At 60.7% G+C, this 14,735-nt stretch carries 16 protein-coding genes and 1 pseudogene; 4 read left to right on the top strand and 13 right to left on the bottom strand.

Annotation, left to right across the window (positions count from 1 at the left end; translation table 11 throughout):
- Positions 1-420: 420 nt before the first annotated feature.
- Positions 421-984: pseudogene (locus tag FFS37_RS34985) on the top strand (aldehyde dehydrogenase family protein); the annotation flags it as partial.
- 204 nt (positions 985-1,188) lie between these two features.
- On the opposite strand, the gene FFS37_RS34980 reads toward FFS37_RS34985, so the two are convergent.
- The 10 genes from FFS37_RS34980 to FFS37_RS34935 all read right to left on the bottom strand — a co-directional run bounded on the left by FFS37_RS34980 (position 1,189) and on the right by FFS37_RS34935 (position 8,099).
- Positions 1,189-1,656 carry a hypothetical protein gene (locus FFS37_RS34980; RefSeq protein WP_232375911.1) on the bottom strand — a complete coding sequence of 156 codons (468 nt, stop codon included), beginning with the start codon at positions 1,654-1,656 and terminating at the stop codon, positions 1,189-1,191.
- 120 nt (positions 1,657-1,776) lie between these two features.
- The gene (locus FFS37_RS34975; RefSeq protein WP_137935453.1) at positions 1,777-2,511 is read right to left on the bottom strand and encodes a cytochrome c biogenesis CcdA family protein; all 735 of its coding nucleotides are present in this window, start codon (positions 2,509-2,511) and stop codon (positions 1,777-1,779) included.
- A gap of 26 nt (positions 2,512-2,537) precedes the next feature.
- On the bottom strand, positions 2,538-3,335 hold the full coding sequence (locus FFS37_RS34970; protein ID WP_137935452.1) for a DsbA family protein: 798 nt from the start codon (positions 3,333-3,335) through the stop codon (positions 2,538-2,540).
- 53 nt (positions 3,336-3,388) lie between these two features.
- On the bottom strand, positions 3,389-4,078 hold the full coding sequence (locus FFS37_RS34965) for an SCO family protein (protein WP_232375909.1): 690 nt from the start codon (positions 4,076-4,078) through the stop codon (positions 3,389-3,391).
- Between the two features lie 62 nt (positions 4,079-4,140).
- A complete protein-coding gene (locus FFS37_RS34960; protein WP_137935450.1) occupies positions 4,141-4,470 on the bottom strand; it encodes a hypothetical protein in 330 nt (109 codons plus the stop codon).
- Positions 4,471-4,482: 12 nt separating this feature from the next.
- Positions 4,483-5,013, bottom strand: coding sequence for a TlpA family protein disulfide reductase (locus tag FFS37_RS34955; protein WP_137935449.1), 531 nt, complete (start codon positions 5,011-5,013; stop codon positions 4,483-4,485).
- Entirely contained in the window at positions 5,010-5,615 is a 606-nt protein-coding gene (locus tag FFS37_RS34950) for a DsbE family thiol:disulfide interchange protein (protein ID WP_137935448.1), read from the bottom strand. Before FFS37_RS34950 ends, FFS37_RS34955 begins: the two co-directional genes overlap by 4 nt.
- Positions 5,616-5,660: 45 nt before the next feature.
- Positions 5,661-6,101 (bottom strand): DUF411 domain-containing protein, encoded by a 441-nt coding sequence (locus FFS37_RS34945; protein ID WP_137935447.1) that lies wholly within the window; start codon positions 6,099-6,101, stop codon positions 5,661-5,663.
- Between the two features lie 41 nt (positions 6,102-6,142).
- A complete protein-coding gene (locus FFS37_RS34940; RefSeq protein ID WP_408631474.1) occupies positions 6,143-7,531 on the bottom strand; it encodes a multicopper oxidase family protein in 1,389 nt (462 codons plus the stop codon).
- A 175-nt stretch (positions 7,532-7,706) separates the two neighbouring features.
- The gene (locus FFS37_RS34935; RefSeq protein ID WP_137935445.1) at positions 7,707-8,099 is read right to left on the bottom strand and encodes a hypothetical protein; all 393 of its coding nucleotides are present in this window, start codon (positions 8,097-8,099) and stop codon (positions 7,707-7,709) included.
- Positions 8,100-8,451: 352 nt separating this feature from the next.
- Between FFS37_RS34935 and FFS37_RS34930 the strand changes: the two genes are divergently transcribed.
- Entirely contained in the window at positions 8,452-9,060 is a 609-nt protein-coding gene (locus FFS37_RS34930) for a transglutaminase-like cysteine peptidase (RefSeq protein ID WP_137935444.1), read from the top strand.
- A gap of 244 nt (positions 9,061-9,304) precedes the next feature.
- Here the strand turns inward: FFS37_RS34930 and lgt are convergent, their stop codons facing one another.
- The gene (gene lgt, locus FFS37_RS34925; protein WP_137935443.1) at positions 9,305-10,159 is read right to left on the bottom strand and encodes a prolipoprotein diacylglyceryl transferase; all 855 of its coding nucleotides are present in this window, start codon (positions 10,157-10,159) and stop codon (positions 9,305-9,307) included.
- A gap of 392 nt (positions 10,160-10,551) precedes the next feature.
- Here lgt and FFS37_RS34920 point away from each other — a divergent pair, with 392 nt between their 5' ends.
- Entirely contained in the window at positions 10,552-11,073 is a 522-nt protein-coding gene (locus FFS37_RS34920) for a signal peptidase II (protein ID WP_137935442.1), read from the top strand.
- 163 nt (positions 11,074-11,236) lie between these two features.
- Positions 11,237-12,070: a class I SAM-dependent methyltransferase gene (locus FFS37_RS34915; RefSeq protein ID WP_232375908.1), complete on the top strand. Its 834-nt coding sequence runs from the start codon at positions 11,237-11,239 to the stop codon at positions 12,068-12,070.
- Here the strand turns inward: FFS37_RS34915 and FFS37_RS34910 are convergent.
- Both FFS37_RS34910 and FFS37_RS34905 read right to left on the bottom strand, forming a co-directional pair.
- The gene (locus FFS37_RS34910) at positions 12,055-13,302 is read right to left on the bottom strand and encodes an NAD(P)-binding domain-containing protein (RefSeq protein WP_232375907.1); all 1,248 of its coding nucleotides are present in this window, start codon (positions 13,300-13,302) and stop codon (positions 12,055-12,057) included. The two genes, FFS37_RS34915 and FFS37_RS34910, sit on opposite strands and share 16 nt — an antisense overlap.
- 89 nt (positions 13,303-13,391) lie before the next feature.
- Complete coding sequence (locus FFS37_RS34905; protein ID WP_137935441.1) at positions 13,392-14,600, bottom strand: carboxylate--amine ligase; 1,209 nt, start codon at positions 14,598-14,600, stop codon at positions 13,392-13,394.
- Between the last annotated feature and the right edge of the window lie 135 nt (positions 14,601-14,735).

Genomic DNA, 14,735 nt, shown 5'->3' with positions numbered 1-14,735 from the left:
CCATCGGCCGGAAACTTTCAACCAGCCCGGTGGCGTCATCTACAGATCTATGCGCGTGTTCGCGCTTCGTTCGACCTTAGCGTGTCTGCGGGAACGGTTCTTGTTCCGACCCCTAATCGGCCCGAAGCTGCGATTTTGGCCAACTTTCGGAACAATCGGAGAACTTCACGGCTTGCTCTCCTCGGGTTGGAGGAGCATGGCAACATTTTCGGCAAGGAAGTATCGAAGTTCGATCGCGCGCTCCGGTGGCCGTCGGTCAGCCCCTAGGTCAGGTCAGTGTAGGTTAATATTTCTTAACATTGCAAAGTATTTATAGAACTTTATCCAAGTCGTTCCGATTATGCCCGACAGAAATACGAATCAGTTTCCAGCAGTCAAGCCTACTCTAAGCCTCAGATCGACAGATCGATTTAATTGGCCGTCCAGTCGGGCGTTCATGATGAGTTCGTCGACAAATTCGTTGATCGGGTCCGCCAACTTCAGGTTGGCGGCGGTTTCGATCCGGGCGTCGCCATCGGCCCGCTGATCGACAGACATGCCCTCGCCAAGATCGAATCCCACATTGCCGATGCCTTGGGAAAAGGCGGCGTGATCCGATGCGGCGGAGATCGGATCGGCAGGAACGGCACGTTCTTCGAACCAACGATCCTCACCGACATCTCTAGCGAAATGACCGTGGCGCAAGAAGAGACATTTGGGCCCTTGGCTCCGATCATCCGCTTTGAGGATGCGGATCAGGTCGTGCGCGAGGCCAACGACACGATCTACGGCCTCGCCGCCTATTTTTATGCGTCGAATCTGAAGCGTGTCTGGCGCGTGGCCGAGGCCTTGGAATACGGCATGGTGGGTATCAACACGGGACGCATGTCCTCGGAGGCTGCGCCTTTCGGCGGAATGAAGCAGTCCGGCATCGGGCGAGAGGGTTCCCGGCATGGCCTCGAGGATTACCTTGAGATGAAATATCTCTGCATGGGAGGCATCTGAAGAACACCACCGAGCATAAGCATTCGGAACAGTTCCGCAGTGCTTAGTTGTGAGGGCTCAGTCCCGAGAATTGGTCTAGAACCCCGGCCGATGCGACGCTACGGGCAATGCTAAGCGCCCAATGTGTGTGCCGGCGCCGGCACTCAGTGACCGAGTGACCAGACAGGCGCCTTTCGAGTCGGCACCCGAGCTTGAGCCCGGAGCTTACATCCCTCCTCCACAACCGTCGGACAGGTTCCACACATCCACGATCTGTTCGCCGGTGAAAAGATGCTCGTGGATCAGGTATTTCGCCAGTCCGCCATACACCTTCCAGCGCCAGCATTGGCAGCAGCAGGGACCTTTCTCATTGGAATTGGCCATCGCGTAATCATAGACCCTCTGCTCGTCGCTGGGGAGTTGCAGGTCATAATAGGCTATCGCCTGCCGAGCGGTTGCCGCCGGTATGTCGTAGGGGTCTTGCGGGATGATCGGAATGGCGCGGTATTTCGCAAGCCCGCTCACCTGCGCGACGTAGCGCTTCATCTCCATTGGGCTGCAGCACGAACCCCTGATTCGCGATATCGCCGGCATTGTCGCGATCGACTCCGTGAACTTGGCCGAGCAGGTGCTGTTGCCGCTCTGGCTGAGGTCCTTGAACCGGGCCGCCAGATCGGGATCATCGGCGCTCATCGCCAAATCCGGACGCCTGACGAATGCAACGATCGTCACCCCGCCAAACAGGCCGCCCAGAACAACCGATCGCCGATTCAGGCAATGTGTTCGGTTCATTGCGCATCCCTTTCCCGGCATTCAGCCGATTTTTGTGAAGATGGGAAATTGCTCGAGCAGCCAATAAGAGAATGTCGACATCTGTCCGGTGATCATTGCAAGTCCCATGGCGACCATGATCGCGCCGGCCGCGGGCTGTAGTAGCCGGCCTGCCTGGCGCAACGACTTCAGCCTCTGTGTCAGGCTGTCGGTGAACAGCGCGGCGAGCAGGAACGGAATGCCAAGTCCGAGCGAATAGATCGCCAGCAGGGCGATGCCGTCGCCGACCGTCGCCGAGGCGGCCCCCACGGTCAGGATCGAGCCGAGGATCGGGCCGATGCAAGGCGTCCAGCCGAAGGCGAAGGCAAGGCCGAGGGTGTAGGCCGACACAGCGTGGCCGCCCGGTGCGGCGGCATGAAATCGCGCCTCGCGCATCATCCAGCGCGGACGGACTAGCCCGGTGAGAAAGATGCCGAACAGCACGACGACGGCGCCGCCGACGAGATTGAGTTCGACGTGGTAGCTGAGCAGCAGCCGGCCGAGCGCAGTGGCGCTGGCGCCGAGGGCGATGAAGACGGTGGAGAAGCCGAGCACGAAGCATAGGCTCAATGCCGCTGCCGACAGTCGGGCTGTCCGATCCTCCGGCCCATCCGTTGGCGTCCTGCCGGCAATAAATGAAACATAGCCAGGCACCAGCGGCAGAACGCAGGGTGACAGAAACGATACGATACCCGCCGTGAGCGCGGCCAGCACGCCGATGTTGGAGATTTCGGGCATTGATTAGCTATCCGCGCTCGCAGCCTTCATTTCTGGACAGCCCTTGCCTGCTCGATCAGCTTCTTCAACATCGCAAGATCGGTCGCGCCTGGATAAATCTCGTCGCCGGCGACGAAGCCCGGCGTTCCAGTGATCCTCAGCGCCTGGGCCAACTCTGTGTTGCGATCAATCATTGCCTGGATGTCGGGCTGCCGCATGTCGGCCTTCATGCGCTCGACGTCGAGCCCGGCCTCGGCGGCGATCCTGAGCACGACCGCCTCGGTCACCCTTGTCTTCGCTCCGTAGAGGGCCTTGTGAAAGGTCGTGTATTTGCCTTGCTTGGCGGCGGCGAGCGCCGCTTTGGACGCGAACACCGAGTCCGGACCAAGTATGGGGAATTCCTTGTAGACGATCCTGAGTTGCGGATCGTCGGTGACGGCCTGATCCATGATCGGCGCCATCACACGGCAATAGGGACAGTTGTAGTCGAAGAATTCGACCAGGGTGACATTGCCTTGCGCATTGCCGCCGACAGGGCTCTGCTTGTCGTGGAAGATGTCGTCCGTGCGCGCCTTGAGCACCTTCCTGGCCTCCGCCGCCTCCGCCTCGCGCTGGCGCTGATCCAGGCTTTGCAGCGCCTCCATGAGCACCTCAGGATGCGCCAGTATGTAGTCGTGTATCCGCTGGTCGAGTTGGTCCTGGGACATTTCGCCAGCTGCACGCGCCGATGTCCCAGCACCCTGAATGTCCGGATTGAGCAGGAACCATCCTGCCAGGCCCACGAGCAGCAGCATGCGGACGATGCCGCCACGATACCCGGTTACCTGTTTTGCTCCTACGATCATGTACCTCTCCTTAGGTTGAGGCAGCCTGCATCCGCGTGCCGCCGGTGAATGGATCAAAGAAAATTCTTCAATTTTGCGAGCCAGCCTTGATCCGGCTCGGCATGCGGATGCTCGACGTTGTTGGTGAGAGCGTTGACGAACGTGACGAGATTGACCGGCGCGAAACTCAGGCCGTGGAAATTCGCGCGCCAGCGGCCCTCCTTGTCGATCACATGCGTGACGGTGCCGTGCATCTGGTAGCCGTCATCGGTCGGTGTGAACTTGTGGCCGAAGGCTTCCGCCAGCTTGCGGGTCGTGCCCTCGGGCTGGTCCGGGGTCGAGGTCAGGAACACCCAGTTAACCGGGTCGAGCCCATGCATCGGCCCGTAGGCCTTCAGCACATCGGGTGTGTCCTTCCCTGGGTCGGTGGTTATGCTGATGAAGACGACCCGGTCCTTCATCGGCGTGGCGTTAACCATCTTCTGGATCTCGGCAATCTTCTCGGCATGCAGCGGGCACATGTCCGGGCATGAGGTGTAGATGAAGTGGAGCACGACGACTTTGCCGACGAGGTCGGCCGGCCGCACGGTGCGTCCGTCAGCGGCGCGTAGCGTGAAGTCAGGCGTCGGCTTGTCGATCTGCTGGAAGTATTTCTCGTCGCTCTGCAGCATGGCGTCGACTTCATCCAGAGAATGGGCCCACGCGCCTTGGACGAAGCCGACGGCCAGCGCCGTCAGCGCGAGCAGGCCGCACAGCAAGCGCATCCATTGGTCCGAATACGATGATACGCACCGAACCCTTGGCTCGTTTCCCGCCCGGACAAACATCAACCATGGCCTTCCATGTCGGCGGAATGCACCTTCGGATTGTTGGCGCCTTCCTTTGGGGCAGCGTTCTCGGTCGAACACGAGCTGCCCCTCATACGGTTCATGCACAGTCCGAGCGTGCACATGGCGGCGCACGGCAGCAGGCTGAGCAGGACCGGCGCGATACCGGCAGCGACCAGCCATGACCAATTGAAGGCTAGGCCGGCGACGGCAATGGCCACGCCGGCGGCGATCAAGCCGTGCCGGCCGCTGATGTAGGAGCCGATGCCGGATTTGACATCACGACCCGGCGATGTTTCCGGGACCCGGACTAGTTCTGTCGATCTCATGTCATTCATTTCTCATTTGACGGCAATGCGGCTGCGGATGAAATCGACCATGTCGAGAGAATCCCATTCGGCCGGGCCTATCAGCCGGCCGACCTCTTTGCCCTCGCGGTCGATCAGCAAGGTTGTCGGAAGACCAACAGTGCCGAGCTCGAACATGGCCTTGGCCGAGGTATCGATGTTGACGGCGAGGTGCGTGACGCCGATCTCTGCAAAGAACCTTTTCACGACGTCGGGGCCCTTCCGGTCCATCGACAGCGCGACGACCTCAAAATCCGGCCCGCCAAGCTCGGCCTGAAGGCGGTCGAGCGTCGGCATTTCCTTGCGGCAGGGCGCGCACCATGTCGCCCAGATGTTGAGCAGAACGATTTTGCCGGAGTAGTCGGCGAGCGTTTTCGGCTGGCCGACAGCATCCGCGAAGCTGATCTCCGGCACGGCGGTAGGCGTATCGAGAACGGCGAAGTTCTGCGGCGCTTCCGCCGCAGTTGCAGGCTTCCATACGAACAGCAGCGCGCCGAACAAGACGCCGAGAGCCAATCCCTTCATGGCTTTTGTTCCTTCGCTTCGGCCCGCAGCCGCTCGACGAGCGGCAGGATCGTCTTTCGAAGCGTCTCCTCGGTCACCGCTCCGATGTGCTTGTAGGCAATGCGGCCGTCGGCGCTCACCACGAAGGTCTCCGGTACGCCGTAGACGCCCCAGTCGATGGCGACGCGGCCGGTGAGGTCCGCGCCGGTGCGCGTGTAGGGGTCGCCCATCGTGTCCAGCCATCGCGCGGCATCGTCGGGTCTGTCCTTGTAGTTGAGACCATGCAGCGGCACCGTCCCGCTTGCCGCAAGTTGCAGGAGCACGGGATGCTCCTCACGGCAGGCCAGGCACCATGAGGCAAAGACATTGACCAGCGAGACCTCGCCGCGCAGATTGCCGCTCGACAGGCCAAGCGTGCGGCCCTGGACCGGCGCCAAACTGAATTCGGGCACCGGCTTGTTGATCAGCACCGAGGGTATGTCGGATGCGTTGCGCGTGAGCCCCCAGCCGAGCAGGACGGCGAGGCCGGCGAAAATCATCGCCGGCAAAAAGACCGCCAGTCGTCGCAGCCCGGCGCGGCGGACGGCCGGCGCGTTGGAATGGACGATGTCACCGTGGGTCATGGGGCACCCGCCCGATCATGGCGCGATGATCGATCAACACTGACCTCATTCCGTTGCATAGACGGTCGGCGCCTTTCCGTCCTTGGTGAAGGCGTAGACGATGAAGGGGCCGGCCTTCTCGCCACCCATGCCGGGGGCGCCGGTCGGCATGCCGGCCAGCGTGACGCCGGTGATGGCAGGCCGTTCGGTCAACAGCTTCTTGACGATGTCGACCGGCACCAGGCCATCGACGACATAGCCGTCGACCATCAGCGTGTGGCAGCCTTCGAGGTCGGCCGGCACGCCGGCATCGCTGCTGATCTGGGACAGGTTGTTGACCGGCTTGATGTCGACCTTGAAGCCGCTGTGTTCCAGATAGTTGGCATAGGATTCGCAGCAGCTGCATTGCGGGTTTTTGTACATCACCGCGTTGATGGTCGCCGCGACAGCTGGCAGCGGCATGGCGATCGCGACCGCTAAGGCGGCGAGGGAGTAAGTCAGTTTCATCGCAGTTCTCCTTGTTGTTTCGACGTTGTTTGACGAGAAAATCAGGTCACCCGAAACACCGTCATGAGGCCGGCCATCTGGTGGTCGGCGACATGGCAGTGCAGCATCCAGTCGCCTGGATTGTCGGCGACGAAGGCGCATTCGATCGTGTCCTTGGGGGCGAGCAGCACCGTGTCCTGCCATTGCCGGTGCGGCACCGGCGAACCGTTGCGCGCAAGCACCAGCATGCTGAAGCCGTGGATGTGCATCGGGTGCCACCAGGCGGTTTCGTTGCGCATGGTGAGATGACAGGTTGCGCCGCGCGGCAAGGTGAACTGCGGCGTCATGCCGACGTGGCCGTCGCCGGTCATCGACATGCCGTTGATCGCCCACGCAGCGGCACCGTTCATGCCGGGTGTCGCCATGCCCATCATGCCGCCGACGCCGGTGAGCTTGCCGCCACCCATCATACCGCCTTGCAGGATGATCTCCTGACGTTCGACCTTGGCGAGGTCGGGTTGCTGCAACGGGTTGCGCGGCAGGCCAAGCGGCGCGTCGAGAGAATGGGTCCGCAGCGGCGATGTGTTGTCATAGGCCAGCGTGGTGAGCGTATAGGCGAGGCCGTCATAGAAATCGTCGATCACCGCGTAACGCTTGCCTGGTTCGCCCTGCATGTCGATCACGACATCGATACGCATGGCGGGCGCAAGAACAAGGCGGCCGTCATCCGGTTCGTGCGGATCACAGGGCTGGCCGTCGATCGCCACGATGACCGGCCGGTGGCCTTCGAAGCGCAGCGCCATTATGCGAGCAAGTGAGGCATTGACGAGCCGCAACCTGATACGTTCGCCGGCGCGCACAACCTGGCTCACAGGCACCGTGCCGTTGATTGTGACGACATTGCCGACGCGGCCGGACATCGAGGCATCCATCGCGCTGCCGAAACCCGCTGATATCTGCTTGTCGGCCGAGAGGCGCCAATCCTGAAGCATCCACAGGATGTCACGATCGACAGCGATCGGTTCAGTCTCCTCCACTATAAGGGCACCAGCGAGCCCACGGCCTATCTGCACCAGGCTGTCGGCATGCGGATGGTACCAGAAGGTGCCGGCGTCTGGCGGCGTGAACTCATAGACGAAGCTTTCGCCTGGCCTTATCGGTGGTTGGGTCAAACCCGGCACGCCATCCATGGCGTTAGGCAGGCGGATACCGTGCCAATGGACCGTGGTGTCCTCGTTCAGTCCGTTCTCGACCGCAATCCGAACAGGCCGACCTTGTTGGACGCGCAATATCGGGCCGGGAACGGTCCCATCATAACCCCAGATGGTGGCCCATGGACCCTCATGACCGGCCAGGTTGGCGCGACCGTGCATCGCCTTGAGTTCACGCTCATCAACCTCGGATGCCCGAAGGGATCTCGTGTTGAAAAGGCTTGTCGAGACAACACCCATTGCCGCAACGAGAAATCCGCGGCGCGAGGTTTGGAAATGGTAGTTCACCCTTGTGCCCCTTACGACCCCAATCGATGCTAGAGCATCGATTGATTGCTGCATGTGCTCGCAGCATGACAATGCACTTGTGGACGTTAGGCGCCGGAAATCAGCTCGTGTTTTGGCTGAAACGGCGTCAAGCGCTGGGTCTGGGAGGGAATGGGTCCGGCAGGAAACTTCGTCCGCGCAGGAATGGGGTCGGCAGCGCCGAGGGCTGCTCTATCCGCGAAACCACCAACACTGCGAGGTCTTGCGGCAACACCGCAAGCACGGGCGCGATGCAGGTTGGCGGACAGTGAATCGGGCCGCCGTTGCCGCCTACATCCTTTAGGCATGCTTTGCAGTCGCCACTCATGGCGGTGTCGGCGATCTTGCCCATGCCGGCATTGGCTTGCATCGTTATGGCACTGTCGACCTTCATCATGGTCGACATGATGCTGGCCTGAGCGGCAGACAAGCTGAATCCCACGGTCAAGAAGACTGCGAGCAGCATAACGAGCGTATGTTTTGACGACAAACTTGCCTTCATGGCCCAAGGCTGATCTCGAAATGCGGTTTTGGCAAGTCAAAAGCAAAGGCTGCGGCGTTTGGGCAATTCCCTCACCAAAGCGTGATCGGAGGGCTGATCCCATCCAATACGCAATCACGGAAGGGTACGCTGCGCCGAATCCCGCGACCGTGCTCGCACCGCCTCAATCTGCCGAGGCACCGCCCGGCAAAGTCACTAAAATTTTAGGGGTTATTTCTGATAATTTTAGATCTATGCGATTCAATATTTCTACTAACTCGACCGGCATTTTACTTAATACGTACTTTGTGACTTTCCGTCAAATAAATCCGCCTATGCCAGTATGCCTCCTCGAACCGGGGAGACTAAAGCAATGAAAAAAACGGCGAGCAAGCTGTTGCTGTTGGCGACGGCCATTCAGATTTCCGCTTGGGGAACTGCATATGCTGCAGGACCGGCCTTCATGCATACTGGCATCCGCACCACCCAGCCAGTCGGCCACTACGAGTTCTGCCAGAAACTTCCGCAGGAATGCAACGAGAGGACGCCGAAGCAGGCGCCGGTCGAATTGACCCGCAAGCTGTGGGCGACAATCGTCAACATTAACAATTCGGTCAACACCAGGGTCAAGCCCCTCACAGACATCGAACAATGGGGTAAAGAAGAAGTCTGGTCCTATCCCGATACCGGGTTCGGCGACTGCGAAGATTATGCGCTGGAGAAGCGTCGCGAACTGATGAGCGTCGGTCTGCCGGCCGGTGACCTGCTGATCACTGTGGCGCGCAGGTCGAACGGCGATGGCCATGCGGTGCTCACCGTGCGCACTAGCCTCGGCGATTTCATCCTCGACAATCTGGAATCCAAGGTGCTGGTCTGGACCGACACCGATAATACCTACCTGAAGCGCCAATCGGACCAGAATTCAGGCGTTTGGGTGACGATCAACGAGGGCCGCGAGGACGCGGTTGCAAGCGTTCACTAGGCGCGATGCAGAGAGAGCAAATCGGCACCGCACGGTTTCAAGCGGCCACAGGAACAATCGGCCACTTTGTTCTGGGTGTATCGACTCGTTTGTTGCTCGACAAAGCTTGGTCCCGCTGATGAGGACAACGACGAGCGTTTCGCGGTCGACACTTTGCCGCCTCAGTCATGCAACTCGCATACGCCACTTGCGGCTATGGTTTTTATCGCACCGATCAGCTCGATGATCCTGGTTTTCAGTCGTGTCATGCCGGTTGCGGCTGTGCCACCGGCTTGGCGGTCAGCATCGCCCAGATACCGGCCAGCACCATCGGGGTAGAAAGGATCATGCCCATGGTCAGCCAGTTGGTGCCGAGGAGATAGCCAAGCTGCTGGTCGGGCTCGCGGAAGAACTCGACGAAGATGCGCGACAGGCCATAGCCGCAGATGAAGGCGCCGCCGACGAAGCGCGGCGTCTTCAGCTTGAGGCGCGAATGCGTGAGGATGCGCAGCACGAGGAACAGCACCACCCCCTCGAGCAGTGCCTCGTAGAGTTGGCTCGGATGACGGGCAAACGGCCCGCCATTGGGGAATTCGAATGCCCAGGGCACGTCGGTCGGCCGCCCCCACAGCTCGGAATTGATGAAGTTGGCGACGCGCACCAGGCCAAGGCCGACCGGCACGCCGGCCGCCACGACATCGAACAGCGACCAGGTGCGGATGCCGCGCTTGATCGAAAACAGCGTCATGGCGAGGATGACGCCGAGCAGGCCGCCATGGAACGACATGCCGCCTTGCCAGACGGCGAAGATGTCGAGTGGGTGGGCGATGTAGCGCGGCAGATCGTAGAACAGCACATAGCCGGTGCGGCCGCCCAGCACGACGCCGATCGCCGCCCAGACGATGAAGTCGTCGAGATCTTCCGGCTTCATCGGCAGGACGCCGTTCGGCCACAGCTTCGCATTGGCGGCGAGCCGCTTGGCATACCACCAGGCGAACAGGATGCCGACGATGTAGCCGACGCCGTACCAGTGCACCGCCAGCGGCCCGATCTGGATGAGGATCGGGTTGATATTGGGGAAGGGCAGGGAGGCCAGCGGCAGCAGGAAATATTCGTTCAACGGGGAGCTCTCGATTGCGAAACGCGTTTGCGCGCGGACCATGCGGCAGGGTTTTGGCAGGGTCAAGGCAACCCTATCCCCTATGCCTGCACTTGGCGCAGTCTATTCACGCTAGCAGGCTGCAGAGCCAAATTTGATGCGGCATCGTTGACAATCCCAAAGAATTGCCCCGCGAGGTGTCAACGTTCCCGGCGATGTGGCTGAACTATAATTGAATCAGCAATACGATTGGGGCAGGCCGGGGTTGCCGCCGCGGTCATTCGAATGATCTGGCGCACAAACCGCACTACGATGTTGATGTTCGTCCATGTGCGAGCGCGCCATGATCGCGGCTGGTTTCTGTTCCAACCCATATATATGTCATGGGTCAGTTTGTTACCTGAGAGCAGAATTTGAAAATCGAAACCAAGGGAAGCGCCGCCGCGGCGTGGCTTCATTCAACCAAGGCTGTGGCGGCAATCGTCTCCGTCGCAGCGCTGATGCTCGACTTGGGGACAAAGATGTGGGTACGCGCGTCGCTTCCATCCCCCGACGGGCTCGACCCATTGCCGTTTTTGGCGCTGCGCCCGCGGTACAACGAGGGCACGACGTTCGGCCTGCTGTCAGGTGGCACCACAACAGATCTCATGGTTTTGGTGACGGTAACCGTGCTTGCTATCCTTGGTCTTTGGTGGTGGGTCGCGCGTGCCCAAGGGCCACAGGTCATCGTTGGCGCTGGTCTCATGGCAGCCGGTGCGCTCGGTAATCTCGTCGATAGGCTGACCATAGGGATGGTGACGGATTTTATAGGTCTGCACGTAGGCGGCTGGTATTCCGTCATCTTCAATATGGCCGACATTTGGGTGGTTCTCGGTTCGATTCTGGTGTTCTTTGGCTCACGTGAGAGACGCAAGGAGGATCCCGGGGAAGCATGAATCGGGAGCAAATCTGCAATCAGACCGCGCGACAGGTGTGTGAAAGAATTGCCTCGAACTGCGTAAATTGCTGGGCTGCCACGTTCTCACTTGCAACATTCGCCGAATCTTAAGGGTCGTCTGCGAGCACCTCTGGAAAGCGTCCTCATTTGGAGCCATTCCATTGTCCGATCTTCAACATCGAAAGCTAGGCTCGAACAGCCTCGAAGATCGTTCGTTCGGCCGTCTTGGCCGGGCATGGTCCCATATCCGTCAGCACGGCCTGCTGGAACCGTTGAGGCTCATCCACCGGCATGGCCTCGGCGCAAGCCTTGGCTTTGTCCAGCGTAACATCAGGCATATGCTCGCCGACCGTCTCGCGCGGAAATGGGATCGCCGGCACGGCGTCGATACGGCCGGCTCGATCCAGCTCGGCGCCCTCAATGTCGTCGGCCCGCACCGCGCCAAGGGCAATGAAGCCGTCTGCACGTCGCCCAAAACCTTCGACTTCATCATGAAGTCGCTGCCCCGCGATCTCCATGACCATACATTCATCGACATCGGCTCGGGAAAATCGCGAACGCTGCTGCTGGCGTCACGCTATCCCTTCGCCGAGATCATCGGCGTGGAGTTCGCACGCGAACTGGTGGACATCGCCCGAAGCAACATCGAGCGTTTCAGAGACCCGTCGCAGAAATGCCGGGCGCTTAGCATCGTCGAGGCCGATGCGGCGGCTTACGATTTTCCCGAAGCGCCCCTGGTGGTCTATTTCTACAATCCCTTTTCCAAGGACGTTTTCGACATCGTCCTGAAAAATCTCGTGGCGTCGCTCGAACGCCACCCGCGGGATTGCTTCGTCGTCTATGGAAGCTCGAGCCATCGCGCCATCGACTGGGCGCGGCCGGCAATCCGCGAAACCGGCATTTTCAAGGAATTGTCCGTGCCGGCGATGCCCGGCTTCCGCGATGCGATCCGCACCATCGACTACGCGGTCTTTCAGGTTCAGGCAGCAGTGTAACTTCTGTCTTTGGCCATCTGAATGAAACGCGCGACAGTGCGCGCGGCAAACGGCGTGCCGGCAGTGAACCGCATCAGCGGGCCAAAACTGCCGACCGCGCTCGCACCGACGAAATGCAGACCTGGAATGCTGGACTCGAATCCTGCGGAGAGCACCGGCAATCCTTCCCGGCGCGCAATCGCGGCAAGCATGTCCGGCGCAAACAGACCGAGCTTTGCGACATCGATCCGGTAGCCGGTGCCGAGCAGGACGTGATCGAAGGTGGCGGCATCCCCTTCGAACCGCAGTTCGATGGCATTGCCTTTGGCGGACGCACTGATGATCCTGCTGCCGGCATTGATCTTTATGCCGTCGAAGTCCGGTTTCAGCCAGCCTGTCGCGCCGGCGCCGAGACTGCGCCTGTTGAGCCCGGCTCGGGCTGCCTCTGGGAACCGTTGCACGAAGCCTGGAACCTCGACCAGCCAGGAAATCGGGAACGGGCCGACCCTGGAAGGCGATGCGAGCCGCTCCGACAGGAAGTCGCGCAAGCTCCAGCTCTGCTTTCCCGACAGCGCCCGATACCCCAGCCAATGGATGTCGCCATGGCAGATGAGTTCGACATCGGCCCCGTTTCGTTTGAGCAACGCGGCGGATTCGCACGCGCTTTGCCCACGCCCGATGACAGCGACGCGCTTGCCGCGGAAGGCCTCATAACCAGTGTGTTCGCTGGCATGGCTGACCAGTTCGCGTGGGATTGCGTCGAAGACGGCGGGGATCAGTTGCTGGTTCATCAGGCCGGTGGCAACGACGACGCGGCGCGCCTTGACAGCATCGCCATGAGCCAGTGCCAGACGAAATCCGCCGGTCGTCGTTTCGACGCGGTCTACCCTGCGCGCATCCAGATCCGGAACCGCCTGGGCTTGAATCCACAATCCATAGTCGACGAAGTTTTCGAGCAGCAGCGGTTCACGGGGCGAGATGCCGAGGACTTTCGCGTAGGAATCGAGCGAAAGCGGACCTTTCGTGTGGCCGATATAGGTCGCGTGCCAGGGCGAGCGCAGCCTCATGCCTCTCGGCATATGGTCACGCCAGAACGACATCGCACCGCCGAGCGTGAGCGTATCGACGCCTGCCGCCTTGAGGGCCGAGGCGGCGGCCAGCCCGAATGGACCGGCACCGATCACGGCCACCTCGCAGTCGGTCCTGGGCATGGAAGCGGTCATGTCAGCGGTCTCGCCTGTCTGTTTCTGCAAGCTGGGGAACTCCCTCCGTCACGCCGCCGTCCTAAACATTCCCCGGTTAAGATTGCGGAAAGAGAGGCTTCCTCCAGGCATTGCCCTGCTCACAAAAGCCGAAGGATCCGCCTCATCAGCACTCTCCAGCCCGTCAACGGCAAGTCGATCAGGCCCGGCATCGGGTCATTTGCCTGGAATGTCGCCCATGCCCGTACTTTGGCGAATGAGATGAGATAGGCTCGCTTCGTCAGCCGGCCGCTCGAGATCAGCTTGAGGGCCGCGACAGCATCCCGAACCAGATACATCCAGGACGTATTGGACCGCGCCGAAGCCGTCTGCAGCGTTTGGCCCGATTTGATCGCCCAAAGCATGGCGCCGAGGTCGACGCCGGCGGCGGCGCCCAGTCCAAACCATGTCCAGGGCCGTGGATTGACGTCGAGCACCTTCATCGAGCCATCGCGCGCATCGCGCTTGAATTCGACCTCCACCAGCCCGTGATGCGCGATCGATCCGAGCAGCTGGCGCGCGGCGTCGATCAACTGCGGTTCGTCGACCACCTCCACGAAGGTACTGGTATAGCCGAAGTCGACCGGATATTGCCGCGTGCGGCGAGCGGTGAATTCCGCCACAGGCGCGCCGTCGTGCCAGAGCGCCGCATAGGAGAACTGGCTCTCTCCTCCGCCCGGTATCATTTCCTGAACCACGACATTCTCGCTGCCGATCTCTTCGGCAGCCCATCTGTAGGCTGTCAAAAACGATGCCTTGTCATTAGTGAGAACGGCCTTGGCGCGCGCAAAACGGCTGCGCCCGCCCATGTTCGGCTTCAGGATGACGGGAAAGCGAAGTTCGGCTGCCGCTGCCTGCTTGAGCGACGTGATCTCATAGGTCAGCGGAACGGCAAGCCCCAATTCGCGCGCCCTGCGATAGAGCAGCGGCTTTTCACAAACCCATTTCAGCTGCTCCCAGGGTGGCAGCACCACGTCAAACACGGCGGACAGTTCGTCGATCGATTGCGATACGAAGCGAACTTCGGGGTCGCCGCCGGCGATCAGCAGGAAGCCACTAAGCCCGTGAACCTTAGCCAGATTGAGCAGGAAGGCGACGGCACCACCGTCATCGGGACCAGGCCACGTCATTGTCCGGTGAGCATATCGCGAAAAGCTGGGCAACGGTGTGTCGTTGCTCACCAGCCAGACAGGCACTTTCTGAACGCCAAGGCTTCTGGCCAGTGCCAGCGTCCCGTGCGCCCCGCCAAGGATGAGCACCCCAGCGGGCCGAAGGTTGGCGTCCGCACGCGTCTCCAGTTGAGATAGCATCCGATTAAACCCACCTGTTGGCACTTAGTGTCCGTTCCAAAAAGAGTTGAGTGATTTCAGCAGGTTGTGATTCCGTCGGATTTGCGAGATTCGATGGAGATCACGATGGCCTGGACTGAAATCACCCGTGCGCAT

The organism is Mesorhizobium comanense, from assembly GCF_005503535.1.
GTDB classification, from domain to species: domain Bacteria; phylum Pseudomonadota; class Alphaproteobacteria; order Rhizobiales; family Rhizobiaceae; genus Mesorhizobium; species Mesorhizobium comanense.
This window is presented reverse-complemented; position numbering and strand designations above follow the sequence as displayed.